Annotated in this window: 23 protein-coding genes; 9 read left to right on the top strand and 14 right to left on the bottom strand. The window is 66.0% G+C overall.

All coding sequences use genetic code 11. The features are described from left to right. Positions 1–36: 36 nt before the first annotated feature. Complete coding sequence (locus tag IP68_RS14365) at positions 37–1,002, bottom strand: L-threonylcarbamoyladenylate synthase (protein WP_054135681.1); 966 nt, start codon at positions 1,000–1,002, stop codon at positions 37–39. Positions 1,003–1,050: 48 nt separating this feature from the next. Here IP68_RS14365 and IP68_RS14360 point away from each other — a divergent pair, with 48 nt between their 5' ends. Beyond that, positions 1,051–2,787: an acyl-CoA dehydrogenase gene (locus IP68_RS14360; RefSeq protein ID WP_054135680.1), complete on the top strand. Its 1,737-nt coding sequence runs from the start codon at positions 1,051–1,053 to the stop codon at positions 2,785–2,787. Between the two features lie 128 nt (positions 2,788–2,915). Further along, a complete protein-coding gene (locus tag IP68_RS14355) occupies positions 2,916–3,749 on the top strand; it encodes a DUF815 domain-containing protein (protein ID WP_054135679.1) in 834 nt (277 codons plus the stop codon). A 13-nt stretch (positions 3,750–3,762) separates the two neighbouring features. Here the strand turns inward: IP68_RS14355 and IP68_RS14350 are convergent, their stop codons facing one another. The 13 genes from IP68_RS14350 to IP68_RS14290 all read right to left on the bottom strand — a co-directional run bounded on the left by IP68_RS14350 (position 3,763) and on the right by IP68_RS14290 (position 14,153). Next, a complete protein-coding gene (locus IP68_RS14350) occupies positions 3,763–4,740 on the bottom strand; it encodes a flagellar motor protein MotB (RefSeq protein WP_054135678.1) in 978 nt (325 codons plus the stop codon). Between the two features lie 3 nt (positions 4,741–4,743). Then, complete coding sequence (motA, locus tag IP68_RS14345) at positions 4,744–5,607, bottom strand: flagellar motor stator protein MotA (RefSeq protein WP_054135677.1); 864 nt, start codon at positions 5,605–5,607, stop codon at positions 4,744–4,746. A gap of 136 nt (positions 5,608–5,743) precedes the next feature. Continuing rightward, positions 5,744–6,595 (bottom strand): flagellin, encoded by an 852-nt coding sequence (locus tag IP68_RS14340; protein WP_054135676.1) that lies wholly within the window; start codon positions 6,593–6,595, stop codon positions 5,744–5,746. A 17-nt stretch (positions 6,596–6,612) separates the two neighbouring features. Continuing rightward, complete coding sequence (gene flgK, locus IP68_RS14335; RefSeq protein WP_054135675.1) at positions 6,613–7,944, bottom strand: flagellar hook-associated protein FlgK; 1,332 nt, start codon at positions 7,942–7,944, stop codon at positions 6,613–6,615. Continuing rightward, positions 7,941–8,297 (bottom strand): rod-binding protein, encoded by a 357-nt coding sequence (locus IP68_RS14330; protein ID WP_117353348.1) that lies wholly within the window; start codon positions 8,295–8,297, stop codon positions 7,941–7,943. The genes flgK and IP68_RS14330 overlap by 4 nt, the downstream gene beginning before the upstream one ends. Positions 8,298–8,302: 5 nt before the next feature. Continuing rightward, entirely contained in the window at positions 8,303–9,421 is a 1,119-nt protein-coding gene (locus tag IP68_RS14325) for a flagellar basal body P-ring protein FlgI (RefSeq protein ID WP_054135674.1), read from the bottom strand. Between the two features lie 11 nt (positions 9,422–9,432). Then, positions 9,433–10,125: a flagellar basal body L-ring protein FlgH gene (locus IP68_RS14320; RefSeq protein ID WP_054135673.1), complete on the bottom strand. Its 693-nt coding sequence runs from the start codon at positions 10,123–10,125 to the stop codon at positions 9,433–9,435. A gap of 153 nt (positions 10,126–10,278) precedes the next feature. Beyond that, complete coding sequence (gene flgG, locus IP68_RS14315) at positions 10,279–11,070, bottom strand: flagellar basal-body rod protein FlgG (RefSeq protein WP_054135672.1); 792 nt, start codon at positions 11,068–11,070, stop codon at positions 10,279–10,281. Positions 11,071–11,091: 21 nt separating this feature from the next. Beyond that, complete coding sequence (locus IP68_RS14310; protein WP_054135671.1) at positions 11,092–11,835, bottom strand: flagellar basal body rod protein FlgF; 744 nt, start codon at positions 11,833–11,835, stop codon at positions 11,092–11,094. A 48-nt stretch (positions 11,836–11,883) separates the two neighbouring features. Beyond that, complete coding sequence (locus IP68_RS14305) at positions 11,884–12,714, bottom strand: flagellar hook-basal body complex protein (protein WP_054135670.1); 831 nt, start codon at positions 12,712–12,714, stop codon at positions 11,884–11,886. Between the two features lie 54 nt (positions 12,715–12,768). Next, the gene (locus IP68_RS14300) at positions 12,769–13,422 is read right to left on the bottom strand and encodes a flagellar hook assembly protein FlgD (RefSeq protein ID WP_054135669.1); all 654 of its coding nucleotides are present in this window, start codon (positions 13,420–13,422) and stop codon (positions 12,769–12,771) included. After that, a complete protein-coding gene (flgC, locus tag IP68_RS14295) occupies positions 13,419–13,823 on the bottom strand; it encodes a flagellar basal body rod protein FlgC (protein ID WP_054135668.1) in 405 nt (134 codons plus the stop codon). Before flgC ends, IP68_RS14300 begins: the two co-directional genes overlap by 4 nt. 3 nt (positions 13,824–13,826) lie before the next feature. After that, positions 13,827–14,153, bottom strand: a complete 327-nt coding sequence (locus IP68_RS14290) for a flagellar basal body protein (RefSeq protein ID WP_231684021.1) — start codon at positions 14,151–14,153, stop codon at positions 13,827–13,829. 268 nt (positions 14,154–14,421) lie between these two features. Here IP68_RS14290 and IP68_RS14285 point away from each other — a divergent pair, with 268 nt between their 5' ends. From IP68_RS14285 to flhA, 7 genes are all read left to right on the top strand, one after another. Continuing rightward, positions 14,422–15,123: a MotA/TolQ/ExbB proton channel family protein gene (locus IP68_RS14285; protein WP_054135666.1), complete on the top strand. Its 702-nt coding sequence runs from the start codon at positions 14,422–14,424 to the stop codon at positions 15,121–15,123. Continuing rightward, positions 15,120–15,617, top strand: a complete 498-nt coding sequence (locus tag IP68_RS14280) for a hypothetical protein (protein ID WP_054135665.1) — start codon at positions 15,120–15,122, stop codon at positions 15,615–15,617. The genes IP68_RS14285 and IP68_RS14280 overlap by 4 nt, the downstream gene beginning before the upstream one ends. 57 nt (positions 15,618–15,674) lie before the next feature. Further along, positions 15,675–16,232, top strand: a complete 558-nt coding sequence (locus IP68_RS14275; RefSeq protein ID WP_054135664.1) for a hypothetical protein — start codon at positions 15,675–15,677, stop codon at positions 16,230–16,232. 115 nt (positions 16,233–16,347) lie between these two features. Next, positions 16,348–16,635 (top strand): flagellar biosynthesis anti-sigma factor FlgM, encoded by a 288-nt coding sequence (gene flgM / locus IP68_RS14270; protein WP_054135663.1) that lies wholly within the window; start codon positions 16,348–16,350, stop codon positions 16,633–16,635. Continuing rightward, complete coding sequence (locus tag IP68_RS14265) at positions 16,635–16,943, top strand: hypothetical protein (RefSeq protein WP_054135662.1); 309 nt, start codon at positions 16,635–16,637, stop codon at positions 16,941–16,943. Before flgM ends, IP68_RS14265 begins: the two co-directional genes overlap by 1 nt. A 308-nt stretch (positions 16,944–17,251) precedes the next feature. Further along, the gene (locus IP68_RS14260; protein WP_054135661.1) at positions 17,252–18,049 is read left to right on the top strand and encodes a flagellar biosynthesis protein FlgJ; all 798 of its coding nucleotides are present in this window, start codon (positions 17,252–17,254) and stop codon (positions 18,047–18,049) included. 5 nt (positions 18,050–18,054) lie between these two features. Next, positions 18,055–20,178 carry a flagellar biosynthesis protein FlhA gene (flhA, locus tag IP68_RS14255; protein ID WP_054135660.1) on the top strand — a complete coding sequence of 708 codons (2,124 nt, stop codon included), beginning with the start codon at positions 18,055–18,057 and terminating at the stop codon, positions 20,176–20,178. The last annotated feature ends 3 nt before the right edge of the window (positions 20,179–20,181 follow it).

Raw genomic sequence — 20,181 nt, 5'->3', positions numbered from 1 at the left:
CGGGGGGCGCGGTGTTTGCCCCGGCAGGCGCAGGACCTAGGCGGCCGCGCGGCGCAACCGGTCGTTGATCGCAGCGCCCATGCCGTCGCCCGGCACCGGCGCCACCGCGATGCGCAGCCGGGGCGAAGCATCGGCGCGATGCAGCGCGGCATAGAGGTTCGCCGCCGCCTCGGCGAGATCGCCGGCTGCAGACAGCGTGTCGTCGCCCTGAACCTCGCCAAAGCCGATCAGCCATTCGTCCGGCCCGGCCTGCGCCGCGCCCAATCGCACGGGCTTGCTCGGCGCATAATGGCTGGCGAGCTGTCCGGGCGCCTCGATCGCGTGATCGGTCAGCGGCAGCGGGGCCTCGCCCAGCAGCGCAGCGATTTCAGCGGGGTCGATCGGGCCCGGGCGCAGCAGCTGCCAGCCTGCCGCGGCGCCCGCAAAGTTGCGCAGCGCAACTATCGTCGATTCCAGCCCTGCGGTGCACGGTCCGCCATCCAGGATCAGAGGAACGGCGTCGCCCAGGCTGGCTGCGACATGCGCCGCGGTGGTTGGGCTTATCCCCCCGCTTCGGTTGGCCGAGGGCGCGGCGAGCAACATGCCGCCAGCGGTCAGCACGCCGCGCATCACCGGGTGCGCCGGGCAGCGCAGCGCGATGGTCGGCAGGCCGGCGGTCACCGCAGGCGCAATCGGTGCGTCGTCCGCCAGCGGCAGGACCAATGTCAGCGGACCCGGCCAGAAGGCTTGGCCAAGTTTTTCTGCACGCTCGTCGAAAAAGGCGAGGCGCCGCGCGGCGTCCATATCCGGCACGTGCACGATCAGTGGGTTGAAATCGGGCCTGCCCTTGGTGCGATAGATCGCCGCTACGGCATCGGCGCGCGCGGCATCCGCGGCGAGGCCATAGACCGTTTCGGTGGGCAGCGCGACCGGACGGCCTTCGCTCAGGATCGCCACCGCGCGGCCGATCGCGGCGTCGTCGGCGGGCATGATCTGCGTGTCTGAAGGCTTGGAAGCGGGCATGTTGGTGCCTATACAGCGCGAGGACGCAAGGCACAGCAGGGAAAAGACATGACATTCAGCGCACCGACCACCGAACAGCTGTTCGTGCTCAAGACCATCACCGGCATCGAGGAGCTGGCGTCGTTCGAACGCTTTGCCGAGGCGACCCCCGATCTGGTCGAGGCGATCGTCGAGGGCGTGGGCGAGTTTGCGGCGGGCGAGTTCGCGCCGCTGTACCGCATCGGCGACACCGTGGGCGCAAGGCTGATCGATGGCGCGGTGAAGATGCCCGAAGGCTTTCGCGACGCGTATCAGCATTATGTCGAGGCCGGATGGAGCGCGCTGAGCGCTCCTGCCGATCATGGCGGCCAAGGCCTGCCGTTTTCGCTCGCCACCGTCGCGCTGGATTCGCTGGGCGCGGCCAACATGGCGTTCGCGCTCTGCCCGATCCTCACCGTCGGCGCGATCGAGGCGCTGCACCATCATGGCAGCGCAGAGCAGCAGGCTCTGTATCTCCCCAGGCTCGCGACCGGCGAGTGGACCGGCACGATGAACCTCACCGAACCGCAGGCGGGCAGCGATGTGGGGGCCTTGCGCGCCACCGCCACCCCGCGCGGCGACGGCACCTATGCGATCAAGGGGCAGAAGATATACATCTCGTTCGGCGACCATGACATGGCCGACAACATCATCCATCTGGTGCTGGCGCGCACCCCCGATGCGCCTGCGGGCACCAAGGGCATCTCGCTGTTCCTCGTCCCCAAGTACCGGCTCGATGCAGACGGCAATCCCGGCGAGGCGAACGGCGTCAAGACCGTGTCGATCGAGCACAAGATGGGGATCAACGCCTCGCCCACCTGCGTGCTGCAGTTCGGCGAGGAAGGGGAAAGCATCGGCGAGCTGATCGGCCCCGAATTCGGCGGAATGCGCGCGATGTTCACGATGATGAACAATGCCCGGCTCAATGTGGGGCTGCAGGGCGTGCAGATTGCCGAGGGCGCGACGCAGAAGGCGATGTGGTTCGCGCGCGAGCGCGTGCAGTCGGCGCGCGCCGGTGGCGGCCGCGATCCCGTCGCGATCATCGAGCATCCCGATGTGCGGCGCATGCTGCTGCGGATGAAGGCGGGCACCGAGGCGATCCGTGCATTGCTCTATTTCGCATCGGGCTATGTCGACCGCGCGAACCTGGGCGTCGACGGCGCGCGCGACATGGTCGATCTGCTGACCCCGCTCGCCAAGACCTATGGCACCGACATGGGCAGTGAGATCGCCTCATTGGGCGTGCAGGTGCATGGCGGCATGGGCTATGTTGAGGAGACCGGCGCGGCGCAATATTACCGCGATATCCGGATCGCGCAGATTTACGAGGGCACCAACGGCATCCAGGCGGCGGACCTTGTCGGGCGCAAGCTGGGCATGGGCGGCGGCGATGTCGTGCGCTCGCTGATCGCCAGTGTGCAGGCCGATTGCGGCAACCATCCTGCGCTCTCGGCGCTGGCGGGCGATTGCGCCGAGGTCACCGAATACATGGTGGGCGCGAGAGTCGATGACCGGCTCGCGGGAAGCTATCCCTATTGCACGATGATGGCGGTGATGACGAGCGGCTGGCTGATGCTCAAGCAGCAACGCGCCGCCGAGGCGATGCTGGACGCAGGCGAGGGCAATGCCGACTTCCTCAGCGCCAAGCTGGTCACGACGCGTTTTTATCTGGATCGCATGGTGCCCGAGGCAAGCGGGCTGAAGGCCGCGGCGATGGCTGGCGCGGAGCTGCTTTACGCGCTCGATGCCGAAGCCCTGGCGGGGTGAGGGGTTTCTGTCTCCAAACGCCTTTTTCCGTCATTCCCGCGAACGCGGGAATCCCGCTTCTGCGCTTTGTGCCGAGAAGAAAGCGGGGCCCCCGCCTCCGCGGCGGTGACGAAAATGGGGACTAGGACATGACTGACCCCACCGACCCCCTCGCCCGCATCGCCGCTGCGCTCGAGCGCATGGCGCCGCCGCCGCTGCCGCCGACAGACTGGAACGCCGCGCCTGCCTATGTCTGGAGCGGGGCCACCGTGCTTGCGGTGCGCGACCTGCAGGCCGTCTCCCTCAACCGGCTGGTCGGTATCGATGCGCAGAAGACGAGCCTTGCCGAAAACATCCGGCGTCATGCGGCCGGGCTTCCTGCGCACGACGCGCTGCTCTGGGGCGCGCGCGGCATGGGAAAGTCGGCCTTGGTCAAGGCGGCGGTCGCCGCGCTGCAGGCGAAAGACGCACCCATCGCGCTGGTACAGGCAGGCGGCGGTCCCGATGCGCTCGCCACGCTCCCCGCTTTGTTCGACCAGCTCGGCACCATCGACCGGCGCTTTGTCGTGTTCATCGACGATATCGGCTTCGATGGGCCCGAGGCGAGCAGCGCGGCGCGGTCGCTCCGCTCGCTGCTGGAGGGCGGCGCAATGGCACGCCCCGGCAATGTCCGTCTTGCCGTCACCTCCAATCGCCGCGCGATCGTCGAGCGGCATATGAGCGAACAGGACGATCCGCTCAACCCGCGCGATGCGGTCGACGACCGGATGGCGCTCGCCGACCGGTTCGGGCTGAGCCTCGGCTTCCATGCCTGCGATCAGGACACATACCTCGCGATGATCGCTGGCTATGCGCAGGCGTATGGTCTGCATTTCGACACCGAAGACGCACTGCGCTGGTCAAAACAGCGCGGTGCCCGCTCGGGCCGCATCGCCTGGCACTATGTCGTCGAACTGGCCGGGCGCGCGGGCAAGGTCGTTTAGCGCAACCCCTTCGCTACTTCTTCGGCACCGGTGCCGGTACCGGCCTTGAGGGCAGGGCAGGCGCGGTCGATCCGCCCGAGCTTCCGGGCAGAGGTGCTCCCGATGCACCAGCCGCGCCGGCTGCGCTGCCCGTAAAGGCAAGCGTGATCGACATGCGGCGGTTGGCGGGATCGTTGCGGTCCTGCGGGTTGAACGGCTCCTTGTCGGCCACGCCCTCGATGCGCGCGACCTGGCCGGGGTCGATCCCGCCCACGACCAGCGCCTTGCGGGTCGCCTCGGCGCGCGCGGTCGAGAGCATCCAGTTGTTCATCGTCTTGCCCGAGGCATAAGGCAGCGCATCGGTGTGCCCACGGATGATCACCGGATTGGGCATGCCGTTGATGACCTGCGCCACCTCGCGCAGCAGTTCGGCGGCCTTGGGCACCAGTGCGTCGGTGGACAATGCGAACATGCTGAAGTCCGCCTCGTCGACCAGATCGATCCGCAGACCCTCGCGCGTGTCGGTGAAGCGGACGTTCTTCATCAGCTTCTGTAGGTCCTTGCGCGCTTCTAGCCGCTGCTCGATTTCCTTCTTCAGCTGCTCGAACTGCGCCTGCTGCGCGCTGCGTGCCGCCTTGCCCTTGTCGTCATTGGTGCCGGTTGCATCCTGCGGAATGGTGATCGCTCGGGTGCCGGTCTGTGACGCGCGCTTGGCATAGCTGTCGCGGTCGACGATCGATTCGCCGCCGAACAGGCCGTTGGTGCCGGCGCTACCGTTCTTCAGCTGCACCATCGTGGGCGCGAAATAGTCCGCAATCGCCTTGCGGTCCTTTTCCTCGGTGGCGCCAAGCAGCCACATCAGCAGGAAGAACGCCATCATTGCGGTCACGAAGTCGGCATAGGCCACCTTCCATGCACCGCCGTGATGGCCGCCATGGCCTTCCTCGATGATCTTCTTGACGATGATCGGGCGAACATTCTCGACCGGATCGGGCTTGCGCTTGGCGGCCATGGCTTAACGACCCCGCATGCCGTCGAACACGTCGGCGAACGTTGGCTGGTTGGCATGGCCCAGGCTCGAGCGCGCGGCCTCGATAACCAGCGGCTGCGGGTGGCCGTGCAGGGATGCGATGATGATCTGCTTGGCGACGTGGTACATCGCGCCATCGGCCTCGATCACCTGGCGGCAGCGGTTGGCAAGCGGACCGACCAGGCCATAGGCCAGGAAAATCCCCAAGAACGTTCCCACCAGTGCCGAACCGATCATCTCGCCCAGAATGGCGGGCGGCTTGTCGATCGAACCCATCGTCTTGACGATGCCGAGAACCGCCGCGACGATGCCCAGTGCGGGCAGCGCATCGGCGAGGTTCTGCAGGCCGTCGGCGGGTGCGATGGCTTCATGATGGTGGGTCTTGATCGCCTGATCGACGACGTCCTCCACCGCGTGCGGATCGAGCTGGCCCGACGAGACGACGACCAGACGCAGCGAATCGCAGATCAGGTGGACCAGCGTCGAATCCTTGAGCAGCGTGGGATATTCGGAAAACACCGGCGAGCTGGCCGGATCCTCGATATGCGGTTCCAGTGCCACCGGGCCTTCCGTGCGCAGCATCTTCATCAGCTTGGACACCAGGAAGATGCAGTCGAGAAAATCCTGCTTCTTGTATTTGGAGCCCTTGAACGCCGTCATGACGCCGCCGCCGATGGCCTTCAGGTGCGATCCGGAGTTGCCGATCAGCATGGAGCCCGCAGCTGCGCCGCCGATGATCATCATTTCCAGCGGCAAGGCGTGCAGGATGACGCCCATGCTGCCCCCGGCGATGATGAAACCGCCGAACACCATGACAATCAGGACGACAAAGCCAATAGCAGCGAACATGGCGGTTCCCTCGATCCGATAAATCGCACCACAAAGGTGGCGCAATTGGGCCGCAAATCGGCCCGTTCAGATCGTAGAACGGCTTTCGCCAGTCGTGGTTAAGGGCAAAACAGGGTTAATAAATAACGATTTTTCGTTAACGGAGATAATCGAACAGGTTCTGTTGCGATATCTGGCCGTAAACCGCCTGGGTTGCCTGCAGATTGGTCATCAGCGACTGCAGCCGGGTCAGCGCCTCGGTGACATTGGCATCCGAAAGCTCCGATCGGCGCCCGGCAAGCGACAGCTTGCTCTGTTCGAGCTGGTCGCGGGTCGATTCCAGCGTGGTGCGGACTACGCCCTGCTGAGTGAGCAGCTGGGTCATGCGGTTGAGCGCGCCATCGAGCGCATTGAGCTGCGCGGCGCGATCCGCGCCATCGCCGTTGCGGATCGAATCCGCGGTCGCGGCCATGATCTCGTCGAGCGAGGCTGTCGCCCCGCCGCCCACGGGAATTCCCTCGCGCACCGTATCCAAGTTGGGGGACGCCACCGTGGTGCGCCCGTCGCTGATCGGCACACGGATCGGCGGACCGCTGCCGAACAGCTGGCCGCCATAATTGTCGCGCTGGTTGAGCGCATCACCGAAGTCCGAGGCAAGCCCGTCCACTTCCAGCGCCAGCGATTCCGGATCGGTGGGAGAGATCGTGCCTGAATTGGCCTGGAGCAGCAGCTCGCGCGTGCGGATCAGGCCGCTGACGATGGTGTTGAGACTGGCCTCGGCCTGGCTCGCGCGGGTTTCGGCGCGGCCCAGGTTGTTGGTCCACGCCGCTTCGTTGGTCTGGAACTGCGAGATGTTGGCGACTTCGAGCCATGCCTTGGGGTCGTCGGACGGCCGGGCGACCCGGCTTTCGCCGCCCACCAGCGCCTGCTGCTTGGCGATCAGCTGGCTCAGCTGGATCTGCTGGGCGACAGCCTCGGGAGCACGGTAGCGGTTCACTGACTGGACCATGTTATCTTATCCCGGCCTCAAAAAATCGACAGAATGGACTGGAGCGTTTCGCGCGCGATCTGGATCACGCGGGCCGACGCTTCATAGGCCTGTTGCAGCCGGATCAGGTCGGCAGCTTCGCGGTCGAGCTCGACCCGCGACACGCTGTCGCGCTGCCTGCGCGCGCTGCTGTCGAGCGCGGTGGCGGCGGCGGCCTCGCTGCGGATCGAGGCGAGCGCGGTGGCGTGGCCTGCCATGAAATTATTCCAGCGCGTCTCCACGCCGTCCGCCGTGCGCAGTGCCGGCATGTTCAGCAGATTGCCGTTGGGCGCGCCATCGGCGCTGGCCAGCGCCAGATCGGCGATCGCGGTGGTGGTCACCGCCAGCGTCGAAACGCCGCCGGTCATCGCGAGCAGCGGACCGCCTGCGGCGCCCGCATCGGTGCGGCCATTGGCCTGCCAGGCGTTGACGTCGTCGACATACTGGCGGGCAAGCGCCTCCAGTTCGGTCAGCCGGGTCTGCGCGGTCGCGCCCGCGCGGCTGAGCCCTGCGAGCGATCCGTTGCTGGGCGAGCGGGCGGCGTTGCCGTCGATCAGGATGCCCAGGCTGCCATCGGCATTGGTGGCGACCGTGACGGTGGAGGCGATGTTGACCCCGGCCAGCGTCTGGCCGTCATAGGTCACGGTCGCGGTGCCGTTGCCCGAAAGCGCGACGGTGGCGTCCAGCTTCTCGCTGATCACCGCGAGCATCGAATCGCGCGCGTCGAGCAGTCCGGCATGCGCATCGGTGCCCACCGGGGTGCGGGTGATGTTGAGGTTAATCTCGTTGAGGTTCTCGAGCGCCGAATTGAGCGTCAGCGCTTCGAGATCCGCGGTCTGGCTCACCTGGTCGCGGGTCAGCTCGAGGCTCCGCGACGTGCGGCGGAACGAATCGACCACCGATTCCATCTCGCTCAGGAAGGTCAGCCTCAGCGCGCTGTCGAACGGGGCTGCGGCCAGTTCTTCGCCGCGACCGAAAAAGCTGTTGAGCCGGGTACCGACATTGGACCCGGCATTGTCGAGATTGGTCTCGATCCGCTCCATCCAGCTGGCCTGGGTCTCGGTGCGGATGCGCGAGGCGCCCGACTGGCGGACCTGCGCCTCGAGAAACTCGTCCGACGAGCGTGAGACGCTGTCGATCCGCACGCCGTTGAGCCCGGTCTGCGCGCTGTAAAGCGGGTTGAGCTTGCCCGACACGGTTGCGTCGGCAAGCAGCGTGGTGCGGCGGACATAATCGGGGTTCTCCGCGTTCGCGATGTTGTGCGACACGGTTTCCATCGAGCGCGCATAGGCTCGCAGGCCCGAACGGCCGATGCCCAGCAGGTCGCTCATTTGTCATCCACCCCGAACTGCTTGAGCACCATCTCGGCAATACCGAAGCTCTGCTTGCCGGCCATGTCGTCGGCAAGCCGCGAATCCATGAGGTCGCGGAACTGGTTGCCGGCGTCGGACCCCAGCAGCGTGTCGCCCTTGGTGGCGCTGCGCATCGCGCCGATCATCTGGCGCAGGAACACCGCCTCGAACGATTCGGCAGCCTTGCGCAGTTCCTGCGTCCTGGCATCGCCGGTCGCACCGGCTGCAGCAGACGCGGTCGCGGATGCGGCACCGGCAGCGGACGCGGCGGGCTTGCCGAGCGGCAGCGCAGCGCTGGTGCGGGCCAGCGGGAACGCGGCAGAGGCGGGCATCACGGTCACAGTATCACCAGCTCCGCCTTCAGAGCGCCGGCCTGCTTCAATGCTTCCAGGATCGCGGCCAGATCACTGGGCGATGCACCGATGGCATTGATGGTCTCGACAATCTCCGACAAGTTTGCACCTTTTGTGATCTCGAACGCCGGGTTGGTCTGTTCTTCGATTTCGATCTGGCTGCGCTGTTCCACGGCGGTCTGGCCATCGCTGAAGGGCGCGGGCTGAACGACAGTCGGGGCTTCCTGCACTTTCACGGTCAGCTTGCCATGGCTGACTGCGGCAGGGCTAATCCGCACTGCGCCATTGATAACGACCGTGCCGGTGCGGGCATTAACAATTACTTTCGCTGCGGCCTCTGCCGGGGTGACCGCGATATTCTCGATCCGGGACATCATCAGCACGCGCTCCTGCGCGGTGACGGGCGCTGCGATGCGCACCGAGACCGCGTCATTGGCGACCGCGAGCGCATAGCCGAACTGGCTGTTGATCGCGTCGGCCACGCGCATCGCGGTGGTGAGGTCGGCATCGGTCAGGTTGAACAGCAGATAGGGGGTCTGCTCGAAGCCGGTCTCGACCACGCGTTCGACCGTGGCGCCCGCAGCGATGCGGCCCACCGAGGGAATGTTGACGACGGTGTTGGAGCCGTCCGCGCCGGTCACGCCCAGCCCGCCCACGGCGAGGTTGCCCTGCGCCATGGCATAGATCTGGCCGTCGGCACCGAGCAGCGGCATCATGATCAGCGTGCCGCCGCGCAGCGACTTGGCCTGGCCGATCGCGGACACGGTGACATCCAGCCGCTGGCCGGGCTTGGCCATCGGCGGCAGCTCTGCCGTCACCATCACGGCAGCGGCGTTGCGGGTGGCGGGGTTGAGCCCCGGCGGCAGCGACAGGCCGAAGCGGTTGGTCACGCCGCGCATCGCCAGCGTCGCATATTGCAGATTGTCGTCGCCGGTGCCCGGAAGCCCCACGACGATGCCATAGCCGGTCAGCTGGTTGGCACGAAGGCCCTGGAATCCGCCCAGATCCTTGATCCGCTCGGCATGAGCAGGCTGCACGGCCGCCAGCAGCGCCAGCGCCAGCGCGGTCAGCGCGCGAACCATTTGGGGGAAGGAAAGGGTCATGTCAGTGGCCTTCAAAACGGACTGATGATTTCGAAGAAGCGCTGCAGCCAGCCCTTCTGGCTGGCGCGGGCGATTTCGCCGCTGCCGCCATAGATGATCTGGGCATTGGCGACGCGCGAGGACGGGATGATGTTTTCCGGACCGATATCGACCGCGCGGACGATGCCGCTGAAACGGATATGCTCCGAACCCCTATTGAGGCTGATCAGCTTCTCACCGCGCACCAGCATGGTGCCGTTGGGATAGACCTCGGCGATGGTGACGGTGACCTGGCCCTGGAGCGAATTCGACTGCTGCGCGGTGCCGGCGCCCTGGAAGGTGGTGTTGCCGCCCATGCCGATATCGCTGGGGTTGAAGAAGCTCAGCGGGCCGGTGGCAGGTGGCGTGATGCCGATGCTGCCGTTGCGATCGGTGTTGGCGCCGTTCGACTTGGCCGCCTGGGTGCGCTCGACCAGAGCGATGGTCAGCACATCGCCCACCATCCCGGCGCGCGCGCCGTTGGTCAGCGCCGAATAACCGTTGCTCGCCTGGAAGATCGCGCCATTGGGCACAGCCGGCGCCGGACGCGGCATCGACAGGGTCGGTGCGTACTCCGGATCGGGCTGGATCGGCTGCTTCTTCTTCTTGGCGTAGGCGGGGGAGGCGGACATGACGAGCGAAAGCGCGATGGCTGCGACCATACCGGCGCGAGCTGGCGAACGCATTTTCTCCACTCCCGCTTGCGGGAGGGGCAGGGCCGGCGCAGCAAAAGCGCGGGCGTCCCCCTGCGACGCGCCCTGCGAGCACCCCTCCCGCAAGCGGGAGGAGAGAGGGGGCACGATGCCGTGGTTATTGTTGCTGCGCGTCATTTAATATCCTCAACCCATCTGCTGGTTGGCGAACTGGAGCATTTCGTCCGTCGCCTGGATCATCTTGGAGTTGACCTCATAGGCGCGCTGGGTCTCGATCATGTCGACCAGCTCCTCGACGATGTTGACGTTCGATCCCTCGAGCGCGCCCTGGCGCACCTTGCCGCGGCCCTCCAGCCCGGCAGCGCCGGTGACGGCGGGGCCGCTGGCTGCGGTCTGCGCGAGCAGGTTGTCGCCCAGCGACTGCAGGCCCGCCGGATTGACGAAGCTGGCGATCTCGATCTGGCCGAGCTCGCTGGGTTCGGCCTGTCCGGCCAGCGTGGCCGAGACCATGCCGTCGGCGCCGATGGTGATTCCGGTGACGCCGGGCGGGATCTGGATGTTGGGGACGACCGGCAGGCCTTCGGGCGTGACCAGCAGGCCTTCGGCGGTCTGGTTGAAATTGCCCGCGCGGGTGAAGGCGAAGCTGCCATCGGGAAGCTGGACCTGAAAATAGCCATTGCCCTCGATCATCAGATCGAGCGCGTTGTTGGTAATCTGCGCCGAGCCCTGGGTGTCGATGCGGCTGGTGCCGGCGACCTTCACCCCGGTGCCGACCGAAAGCCCGGTGGCATAGCGGTTCTGCGCATCGGCGCGCGCACCGGGCGCGATCTGCTGCTGATAGGCCAAAGTCTCGAAGTTGGCGCGGTCGCGCTTGAAACCGGTGGTGTTCACGTTGGCCAGGTTGTTGGCGATGACGCGCATCTTGGTGTTCTGCGCGTCCAGCCCGGTGCGGGCGACCTGAAGGGCTCCGTTGCTCATCTCAATTCACTCCGTTGGGGGTCAAGCGGGCATCTGCATGATGCGCGCGCCGCTATCGTCCATTTCCTGCGCGGTGGTCAGCATCTTGACCTGGGTCTCCCAGGCGCGGCTGGCCTCGATCATGTCGACCAGCGACTGGGTCATGTTGACGTTCGATCCTTCCAGCGCGCCGGTGGTGACGCTGGCATCGGGGTCATCGGGCAGCACGCCATCGCCGGGCACGCGAAACAGGTTGTCGCGGCCCTTCTTGATCTCGCTGCCCTGCGGGCTGACCAGCTTCAGTCGGCCCGCCTCGATCGGCTGGGCCGGATCGCCGCCGACCGGAACGATCGAGATCGCCCCGTTCGAGGCGATGGTGATCCTGTCGGCAGAGGGCAGGGTGATCGGACCGTTCTGGCCGAGCACCGGGTGGCCGTCGCCGGTGGTGAGCAATCCGGTCTCGTTGACCACCAGATCGCCGCGCCTTGTATAGGCTTCGGCGCCGTCGGCGGCCTGGACCCCCAGCAGCGCATCGCCGTTGAGCGCGATGTCCAGCACCCCGCCGGTGTTCTCGATCGTACCACCGTTCATGTCCGCGCCGATCACCGCCTCGCTGGTGGAGACGCGGCTGTCGAGACCCTCGCCCTGGATATATAGCGCGCGGGCGTTGACGATCTCGGCACGAAAACCGGTGGTATCGGCATTTGCCATGTTGTTGGCGATGGCCGTCTGCCGGTTCATGATGCCCTGCATGGCCTTGAGGTTGGTGTGGATCATCTTGTCCATGTCAGGGCACCGTGTCTTGAGGTGGAAAGGTCAGTCACTCAGCCGTCATCAGACCTGGAGGTTGACGATCGTCTGGGTCATGTTGTTGGCGGTTTCGATCGCCTGGGCGTTCGCCTGGAAGTTGCGCTGCGCCGCGATCAGCGCGACGAGCTCTTCGGTCAGGTCGATGTTCGCCGCTTCCAGCGTGCCCGAACGGACGGTGCCCAGCGGGCCGTTGCCGGCCTGGTTGAGCAGCGCGACGCCCGAATCGCCGGTTGCCTGCCAGTGCGAATCGCCGATCGGGCGAAGGCCCTCGACCGCGGCGAAGCTTGCCATGGCAATCGCGCCCAGCCGGGTCTGGCTGCCGTTGGAGAAGGTCGCGGTGACCGCGCCGTCATCGGCGACGGTGATGTTGGAGAGCACGGCGGACGGATCGTTGGGATCGGTCTGGGGCAGCACGAAATCGAACATGTCGGCATTGGCGGTCGAGGTGACCTGGCCTGCAGCGTTGACCGGCAGCAGCTGCACCTTGTTGCCGGTGTTGTCGACGACTTCGCGGTCGACATTGACCGAGAACGAGCCGTTGCGGGTATAGCTCTGCGCCTCGCGCGGGGGCTGGCCCTTGACGACGAAGAAGCCGTCGCCGGCGACCGCCAGATCGAGCGTGCGATCGGTCGAGTTGAGCGAGCCCTGCGTGAACTGCTGGACGATGCCGTTGAGGCGCACGCCCTGGCCGGCGACCGACTTGGTGCTCTGCGTGGGCGCGGATGCGAAAAGATCGCCAAAGGCGGCACGGCTCTTCTTGAAGCCGATCGAGTTGCCGTTGGCGATGTTGTTGGAAACGACCGAAAGATCGGTCTGGGCCGCTTTCAGGCCGCTCAGCGAGGTGACGAAGGACATTTGGGCTTACTCCTCAGTGAAATCTGGATCGTGGATAAGGGGAAGGAAATCTTGTCAGCCGATGCGTCTGGCGCTGGCGGCGGAGATGTTGCCTGCCGGGGTCACCAGCATGGCTTCTGCACCGTTGCTGCTGGATTCGACCGCCGTCACAGGCAGCCAGACCGACATCGTGGCGGGCGCTGCGCCGGTGACGCGGACCTTGAGCGCGCCGACATCGACCGGGTTTCCGGCGTCGTCCTGGCTGATCAGCTCGAACGGCACCTTGCCCGCATTGACGTTGCCCAGCTGCTGGGTGTGAACCACTTCGCCTGCGGCATTCAGCCATTCGACTGCGACATTCTGTGCAGGCGCATTGACGGTGAATTCGCCGCGATAGCGGCCCTCGGCATCGGCATGCGCGGTGTCGCCATCCTGCAGCACCGACCGGCCGATGAAGCTTGCGGCCTCCGACAGCCGCGAGGTGCCGAAGCCGCCCGCGATGGCCTTGAGCGAGGCGTTCATTTCGGAAATGCCGGCAACCTGGCTGAACTGCGCCATCTGGCCCACCATCGCCTGGTTGTCGACCGGATCGAACGGATCCTGGAACTTGAGCTGCGCGGTCATCAGCTTCAGGAACGCGGCCTGGCCGAGCGATTCCTGACTGTTCTTGGCGGCAACCGTCTGCGTCTTGGTCTGGGTGGTGGCAAAATCGCCTGCAATCGTCGTCATTTGCCCATCCTTACGGTATCGAGGATCAGCGACTTGGCGGTCTGCATCACCTGCACGTTGTTCTGGTACTGCCGGGCGGTCTCGAGCATATCGATCAGCTCGGCGGTCTCGTCGACCCCGGCATCCCAGACATAGCCTTCCTCGTCCGCCAGCGGGTTGGTCGGGTCGTGCCGCTTGACCGGCTTGATGTCCGACTGGATCACCTTGTCGACCTGCACTGTGGCGACGCCGGGGCTTTCCTCGATGGTCTTGAACACCGGCTTGATCGCGCGATAGGCCTCAGCCTCGCTCGAATAGGTGGTGCGCGCATTGGCGAGGTTCGACGCGGTGGTGTTGAGCCGCGACAGCTGCGCCGACATCGCCCGTCCGGAAATGTCGAAGATGTTCATGGGGCCTGGCATGGCTTATTCTCCCTTGATCGCGCGGGTCAGCGTCGCGACGCGGCCCTCAAGGAACGACAGGGTGGTCGAATAGCCGATGGCGTTTTCGGCAAACAAGGTCTGCTCGGTGGAAAGCTCCACCGTGTTGCCGTCCATCGAAGGCTGCAGCGGAACGCGGTAGCCCGCATTTTCGCCCAGCGCCGCGTCCAGGCTGTCGCCACCCTGCACGCGCTGCATCGCCTTGTCGAAGTCCAGGTCGCGCGCCTTGTATCCGGGCGTCGCGGCATTGGCGATGTTCGATGCCAGCATCGACAGCCGCTGCGATCGCAGCTGCAGCGCCGTGCCGTGCATTCCAAAAAGCCTGTCTGCCCCCATGGGACCAATCCTCTTAACCAATGGCTGCATCTGCCGTCATAAGCGATGGACAGAATGCGTCGCCCAATGGGTAAGCAATGGCCGTGCCATTTTGCGGAAAGCTTGGTTTTCCGTGGATTTCATGGGGTGCGCAGGCGGGCCAGCCGGGCGCGCCCAGGGCCATGCGGCAGGTTTTTGCCGGTCGGGCGGCAGGTTTTTGCCGCTCTGGCCGGGTTGCGCAATCGGGGGTTGAACAGGACAGATCATGACGATTGCCGCCTTTCTCGATCCGTTGGCGCTGGGCTGCGTTGCAGGCGGCAGCTTTGCCGTCGCCTGGGTGCAGAACGGCACGGGGGCTGCGCTCAGCGGCTTTTCGGCGCTGCGCCGCGAATTGTGGATCAAGGTCCAGGACCAGGCCGATGAGGGTCACCGCGCGGTGCTGCGGATCGAGCACACGGTCGAAAGCCGCGGCATCAGCTGCGCAGACCGAGTCAAGGCAGGCGGCGCGTTCGTCTCCGCCGCCGCCGATGCCATGGCCAACAACCGCTCGCTCGACGGCTTTCAGGCAGCCATGCTGCGGCTGGGCGCGCATCGCCGCGCGCGGCTGACCGCGATGGTCCGCTTCTGGGAAAATGTCGCCGATTGCGCGCCGGCCATGGGGATGCTGGGCACCGTCGTCGGGCTGATCCTGCTGTTCGGCAATGTCTCGGACGCCGCCTCGATCGGCCGCGCGATGGCGGTGGCGCTGCTTACCACTTTATATGGGCTGGTGCTCTCCAACCTGATCGCAGGGCCGATCGCGCAGCGGCTGGCGCGGATCGCCAGCGAGCAGATCGGCTGGGAAGAGGACGCCGCGCGCCGGCTGATCGAGATCGGCCGTCGCGAATATCCCGACATCACCGCCAGCGGGCTGTGCGTCGCGACCGAAGAGCCGCGCACGGTGCGGACGCCCGCCGTGTCGTCATGACCCCCGCGCAGCGCACCACCGTCTCGTTTCTCGACCTCGCCCTGATCATGACCGGGGTGATGGCGATGATCGCCAGCGTGGGCGATCGGCACCCGGCGGTGGCAGAAGCGCTGGCCGACAGCTTCGGCAGCAGCGCACCGGCATCGGCCGAGCGCGTCACGCTCAAGCTCGCCAGGCTGTTCGAGCCGCAGGAGGCACGGCTGACCGATCAGGGCGTGGCGGATATCACTGCCTTGGGGGCCAGGGCCCGCCCTGCCGAAAGCAAAACTGTCGAGATCGGCATCATCGTGCCGGTGGTGGCCGAAAAGGGCGCCTCGAGGCTCGACAGGTGGGAGCTGGCGGCCGCGCGTACCGCAGCGATCATGCGCGTGCTCGCGGACCAGGGCGTCGCCGACAGCGCGATGGTCCCCGATCTGGCCCGCCCCGGCACCGGCTCTGCCGACAGCGAGCGCGATGTCACGCTCACGCTGCGCGCAACTGCGCCCCGGCAATAGCGGAATTCTGGCACGGACCTTGCTGTGATTGTTCCGACAGTCATCAAAGGACCGCTTATGTTCGCTCCCAAATCCGCAATGGCCGCGCTGGCCCTGATCCCGGCCCTCGCCATATCCGCGTCGGCCACGGCGCAGCCCCAGACACCGGGGATGCAGAATCTGGGCGAGATCGACATTCTCGTCGCCGCCACCATGGGCGCAGAGGTCGGACAGCCGGGCGGCGCACGCGCGCTGGTCGACCGCCGCCTCAAGCTCAAGGCCTGCCCGGTGGCGCTGGAGATCACCGGCCCCGACATGGGCGCTGCTGCAGTACGCTGCCCGACGCTGGGCTGGCGCATCCGCGTTCCGCTCGATCTTGCCGCCGAACCTGCTCAGGCGAGCGCCTCGCGCGCGCCGCTGCAGCGTGGGGCCGCAGGACTGGGCCAGGAAGGCATCAAGCGCGGCGAGCCGATCCTGCTCACCGTCGAGCGCCCCAGCTTCTCGCTGTCGCGGGTGATGATCGCCGACAAGGACGGCCGCGTGGGCGAAGTCATCCCCGTGCGCGACGAGCCCAGGGGCAAGCCGATCTTCGTGCGGATCATCGAACCGGGCCGCGCCACCATTCTTGGTAACTAAACCGTTCACCAATGCGGGCCAGACCGCGTTAACCTTTTGTCAAAAATTCGCCTTAAGCAATTCAGGCCAAGGCCGTTAAAGGACGTAAGTCATGCTAGAACGAGGTCTTTATTCCATGTCCCGCATTACAGCCTATGGCAGTCCGGCGCTCGGCGCGACCCGCAAGAGCGGTGCGACCGAGAAGTCCGTAGAGGCCGCAGCCGTTGCTGCGCCCACGGACAACACCGTGCGCAACGCGCCCACCACCACCAGCTTCGCGCAGGTCGCGGCATCGTCCGCGCCGATCGATGAGGGCCGCGTTGCCGCGATCCGCGATGCGCTCGCCAATGGCAGCTATGTCATCGATGCCGAAAAGCTTGCGGCCAAGATGATCGAACTCGACCTCGGCGTAGTCGCCAACTGATGCAGGGCGATCTGCTTGAGCGCTTCGCCGACACGCAAAGCGCGCTGATCGCAGCCCTGGATGCAGGCGATACCGCCGCGATGATCGCGCACACCCGCGATCTGGGCGGCATCACCGACGCGCTGCGCAATCAGGGCGTGCTGCGCGCAGACACCAGCACCCGCAGCCAGCTCGACAGCCTGCTGAAGTTCAACACCGCCGCCGCCCAGCGGCTGCGCTTCCTGCGCGACCATGTCGAACGCCGCGTCGCGGAGATCCAGGGCGAGGAAGCCTACAGCACCTACAGCGCGCCGGTTCGCCGAGCGTAACTTTCTGATATAACGCTGCTTTTGGCCCTTCATCCGGTACCGGATGGAGGGCTTTTTCGTGTTGTTTCCCTCTCCCCTACCGCTTGCGGGAGGGGTGGCCGCAGGCCGGGGTGGGGCTGAGAATATGTGAATCCTTCCGAGGGCCGTGCTCCCAACCCACCCCGGTCCGGCAAGCCGGACCTGCCCCTCCCGCAAGCGGTAGGGGAGACAGTTGTTCTGCGATCTCCCCCCTGGCCCGACTGCCCCTCACACCCCACAAATTGGCACAGGTCTTGCTGATACATCTCCAGAACCTCTGGAGACTCGTTTTGTCCTCGTATCTTGGCAGTGTCGGCAGCAATGGAGATCGCGTAACCCGCGCGATCGCCACGTCTGCGCGCCGCACCGGCGTGGATTTCACCTATCTGATGGGTCAGGCACGCATCGAAAGCGGCATGAATCCGGACGCCAAGGCCTCGACCTCGTCCGCCACCGGCCTGTATCAGTTCATCGACCAGAGCTGGCTGGGCGTCGTCGACAAGCATGGCGCCAAGCACGGGCTGGACTGGGCGGCAAACGCCATCCAGCGCGACGGCAAGGGCCGTTACCGCGTGGCCGACCCCGAAACCCGCCAGGCGATCCTTGCCCTGCGCAAGAATCCCGAGGTTGCCGCGCTGATGGCGGGGGAATTTGCCTCCGACAACCGCCAGTATCTAGAAGGCAGCCTGGGCCGTCAGGCCGCGCCGGTCGATCTGTATCTCGCGCATTTCCTGGGCCCCGAAGGCGCCCGCCAGTTCCTCGCCGCGCATGATGCCAACCCCGATGCAGCAGCCGCGCCCCAGTTCGGCCGCGCAGCCCAGGCCAACCGCAACATCTTCTACGACCGCTCGGGCAACCCGCGCAGCTTTGCCGAGATCCGCGGCCGCTTTGCCGACAAATTGGGCGGAGCGGCAAATGGCGGCGGCAGCCGCTTGCCGCGCGAAGGCAATGACCTGCCGCAGGTGCAACCTGCAGATTACGTCCGGCTCGCCAATGCGCGCGCTGCCCGACCCGAAATGACCGCCAGCCTTGGCGGCAATGACAATGCGCGGCTGGCTTACATGCTGCTCGCCGCGATGGGAGCCTGAATTTCATGACACCTGCGCCCAACACTTCCGTCAGCAAACTCGGTGGCATCCTTGCCATGTCGCGCGGCGCGATCCTGCCGCTCACGACCCTGCTGCTGGTGGTGTTCCTGATTTTGCCGGTGCCTGCCCTGGTGCTCGACATCGGGTTCATCTTCAACATCATGATCAGCCTTGCGGTGCTGATGGTGGCGCTGAACGTCACCAAGCCGCTCGACTTTTCCAGCTTCCCCACGGTGCTGCTGTTCGCGACCTTGCTGCGCCTCGGCCTCAACGTCGCCTCGACCCGCGTCGTGCTGGTCAACGGGCATGAAGGCGGCGCGGCGGCGGGCCATGTCATCGAGGCGTTCGGCAGCCTGCTGATCGGCGGCGACTATATCGTCGGCATCTTCGTGTTCGCGATCCTGATGATCATCAACCTCGTCGTGATCACCAAGGGCGCAGGCCGCGTGTCCGAAGTCTCGGCGCGTTTCACCCTGGATGCGATGCCCGGCAAGCAGATGGCGATCGACGCCGATCTCAACGCCGGACTGATGACGCCCGAGGAAGCCAAGGCCCGCCGGGTCGAGGTCGCCACCGAAGCCGATTTCTACGGTTCGATGGATGGTGCGTCCAAGTTCGTGAAGGGCGATGCGGTTGCAGGCGTGCTGATCCTGGTGGTCAACATCGTCGGCGGCATCATCCTGGGCATGGTCAGCCATGGCCTGTCGATCAGCGAGGCCGCATCCAACTACACCATGCTCGCCATCGGCGATGCGCTGGTGGCGCAGGTGCCCGCGCTGCTGCTGTCGATCGCCGCCGCTTCGATCGTCACCCGCGTCAATTCGCCGTTCGATCTTCCCGGCCAGATCTCGGGCCAGTTCGGCATCGCCAAGGCCTGGGTGCCGGTGGCCGCGATCCTGGGCATCATGGGCCTGCTGCCCGGGATGCCGCATCTGATCATCCTGCCGGCCGCTGCGGTTGCCGGGTTCATCGCGTGGAAGCTGTCGCGGCCCAAGCCGCCGGTGATCGAGGACGCTGCCCCCGCTGCGCCCGAAAATCCCAATGCCATCGACTGGCAGGACGTCTCGGATGGCGCGATGCTGGGGATCGATGTCGGCTATGGCCTGGTGCCTCTGGTCGACGAACGCCGCGATGCGCCGCTGATGCGCCGCGTAACCGGCATCCGCAAGCAGATCTCCAAGGAACTCGGCTTCGTCATCCCGCTGGTGCGGATCAAGGACGACATGAGCCTGCCCGCCAACCATTATCGCATCACCATCGGCGGTACCATCGTTGCCGAGGACGAGATCTGGCCCGACGATCTGCTCGCGCTCGACAGCGGCGATATCGACACCCCGATCGAAGGCCGTCCGTGCAAGGACCCCACCTTCGGCATGGATGCGGTGTGGATTTCTTCCGACATGCGTGCCGAGGCGATCGTCGCCGGCTATACCGTGGTCGATGCCGCTACCGTGATGGCGACGCATCTCAACCAGATGGTCCGCCTCAACGCCGCGCAATTGTTCGGCATGGACGAGACCAAGAAGCTGCTCGAAACGCTCAAGGAAAGCTCGCCCGAGCTGGTCGACGGGCTCACCCCGCAGCCGCTCTCGCTGTTCACCATCTCCGCCGTGTGCCGCGAGCTGCTGCGCGAGGGCGTGCCGCTGCGCGACTTCCGCCGGATCTGTTCGGCAATGGTCGAGGCGGCGGGCGAAGGCACCACCGTTCCACAGATCGTCGAGGGCGTCCGCCAGCGGATCGGCTCGATCATCATCCAGTCGCTGGTGCCTGTGAACCTGCCTTTGCCCGTGGTGACGCTGGATGCCGAGCTCGAAACGCTGCTCGCCCAGTCGCTGCGCGTCGCAGGCGATGCTGCCTTCCCGATCGAGCCTGGACTTGCCCAGCGCATCCTGGGAGCGATCGAGCAGGCCGCGCGCCCGCTGATGCTGGAGCAGCGCAACTACGCGCTGGTCACCTCGCCGCTGGCGCGCAAGCCGCTCGCCGATCTGCTGCGCCCGCGTTTCCCCGATACGCCGGTGCTCTCGTTCCGCGAGCTGCCCGACGACAAGCCGGTCGAGGTGGTCGCAACGGTTGGCGGGCAGACGCAATACCGCGCGCCCCAGGCCGAACATTCCTTCTCGCGCGGCTGAAAG

Source organism: Blastomonas sp. AAP25 (assembly GCF_001295965.1).
Classification (GTDB): Bacteria; Pseudomonadota; Alphaproteobacteria; order Sphingomonadales; family Sphingomonadaceae; genus Blastomonas; species Blastomonas fulva.
This window is presented reverse-complemented; position numbering and strand designations above follow the sequence as displayed.

What these genes read in the sequence shown, in the direction of transcription:
- IP68_RS14365 (WP_054135681.1), bottom strand. Translation starts at nt 1,002, where the DNA reads ATGCCCGCTTCCAAGCCTTCAGACACGCAGATCATGCCCGCCGACGAC.
- IP68_RS14360 (WP_054135680.1), top strand. Translation starts at nt 1,051, where the DNA reads ATGACATTCAGCGCACCGACCACCGAACAGCTGTTCGTGCTCAAGACC.
- IP68_RS14355 (WP_054135679.1), top strand. Translation starts at nt 2,916, where the DNA reads ATGACTGACCCCACCGACCCCCTCGCCCGCATCGCCGCTGCGCTCGAG.
- IP68_RS14350 (WP_054135678.1), bottom strand. Translation starts at nt 4,740, where the DNA reads ATGGCCGCCAAGCGCAAGCCCGATCCGGTCGAGAATGTTCGCCCGATC.
- motA (WP_054135677.1), bottom strand. Translation starts at nt 5,607, where the DNA reads ATGTTCGCTGCTATTGGCTTTGTCGTCCTGATTGTCATGGTGTTCGGC.
- IP68_RS14340 (WP_054135676.1), bottom strand. Translation starts at nt 6,595, where the DNA reads ATGGTCCAGTCAGTGAACCGCTACCGTGCTCCCGAGGCTGTCGCCCAG.
- flgK (WP_054135675.1), bottom strand. Translation starts at nt 7,944, where the DNA reads ATGAGCGACCTGCTGGGCATCGGCCGTTCGGGCCTGCGAGCCTATGCG.
- IP68_RS14330 (WP_117353348.1), bottom strand. Translation starts at nt 8,297, where the DNA reads ATGCCCGCCTCTGCCGCGTTCCCGCTGGCCCGCACCAGCGCTGCGCTG.
- IP68_RS14325 (WP_054135674.1), bottom strand. Translation starts at nt 9,421, where the DNA reads ATGACCCTTTCCTTCCCCCAAATGGTTCGCGCGCTGACCGCGCTGGCG.
- IP68_RS14320 (WP_054135673.1), bottom strand. Translation starts at nt 10,125, where the DNA reads ATGCGTTCGCCAGCTCGCGCCGGTATGGTCGCAGCCATCGCGCTTTCG.
- flgG (WP_054135672.1), bottom strand. Translation starts at nt 11,070, where the DNA reads ATGAGCAACGGAGCCCTTCAGGTCGCCCGCACCGGGCTGGACGCGCAG.
- IP68_RS14310 (WP_054135671.1), bottom strand. Translation starts at nt 11,835, where the DNA reads ATGGACAAGATGATCCACACCAACCTCAAGGCCATGCAGGGCATCATG.
- IP68_RS14305 (WP_054135670.1), bottom strand. Translation starts at nt 12,714, where the DNA reads ATGTCCTTCGTCACCTCGCTGAGCGGCCTGAAAGCGGCCCAGACCGAT.
- IP68_RS14300 (WP_054135669.1), bottom strand. Translation starts at nt 13,422, where the DNA reads ATGACGACGATTGCAGGCGATTTTGCCACCACCCAGACCAAGACGCAG.
- flgC (WP_054135668.1), bottom strand. Translation starts at nt 13,823, where the DNA reads ATGCCAGGCCCCATGAACATCTTCGACATTTCCGGACGGGCGATGTCG.
- IP68_RS14290 (WP_231684021.1), bottom strand. Translation starts at nt 14,153, where the DNA reads ATGCACGGCACGGCGCTGCAGCTGCGATCGCAGCGGCTGTCGATGCTG.
- IP68_RS14285 (WP_054135666.1), top strand. Translation starts at nt 14,422, where the DNA reads ATGACGATTGCCGCCTTTCTCGATCCGTTGGCGCTGGGCTGCGTTGCA.
- IP68_RS14280 (WP_054135665.1), top strand. Translation starts at nt 15,120, where the DNA reads ATGACCCCCGCGCAGCGCACCACCGTCTCGTTTCTCGACCTCGCCCTG.
- IP68_RS14275 (WP_054135664.1), top strand. Translation starts at nt 15,675, where the DNA reads ATGTTCGCTCCCAAATCCGCAATGGCCGCGCTGGCCCTGATCCCGGCC.
- flgM (WP_054135663.1), top strand. Translation starts at nt 16,348, where the DNA reads ATGTCCCGCATTACAGCCTATGGCAGTCCGGCGCTCGGCGCGACCCGC.
- IP68_RS14265 (WP_054135662.1), top strand. Translation starts at nt 16,635, where the DNA reads ATGCAGGGCGATCTGCTTGAGCGCTTCGCCGACACGCAAAGCGCGCTG.
- flhA (WP_054135660.1), top strand. Translation starts at nt 18,055, where the DNA reads ATGACACCTGCGCCCAACACTTCCGTCAGCAAACTCGGTGGCATCCTT.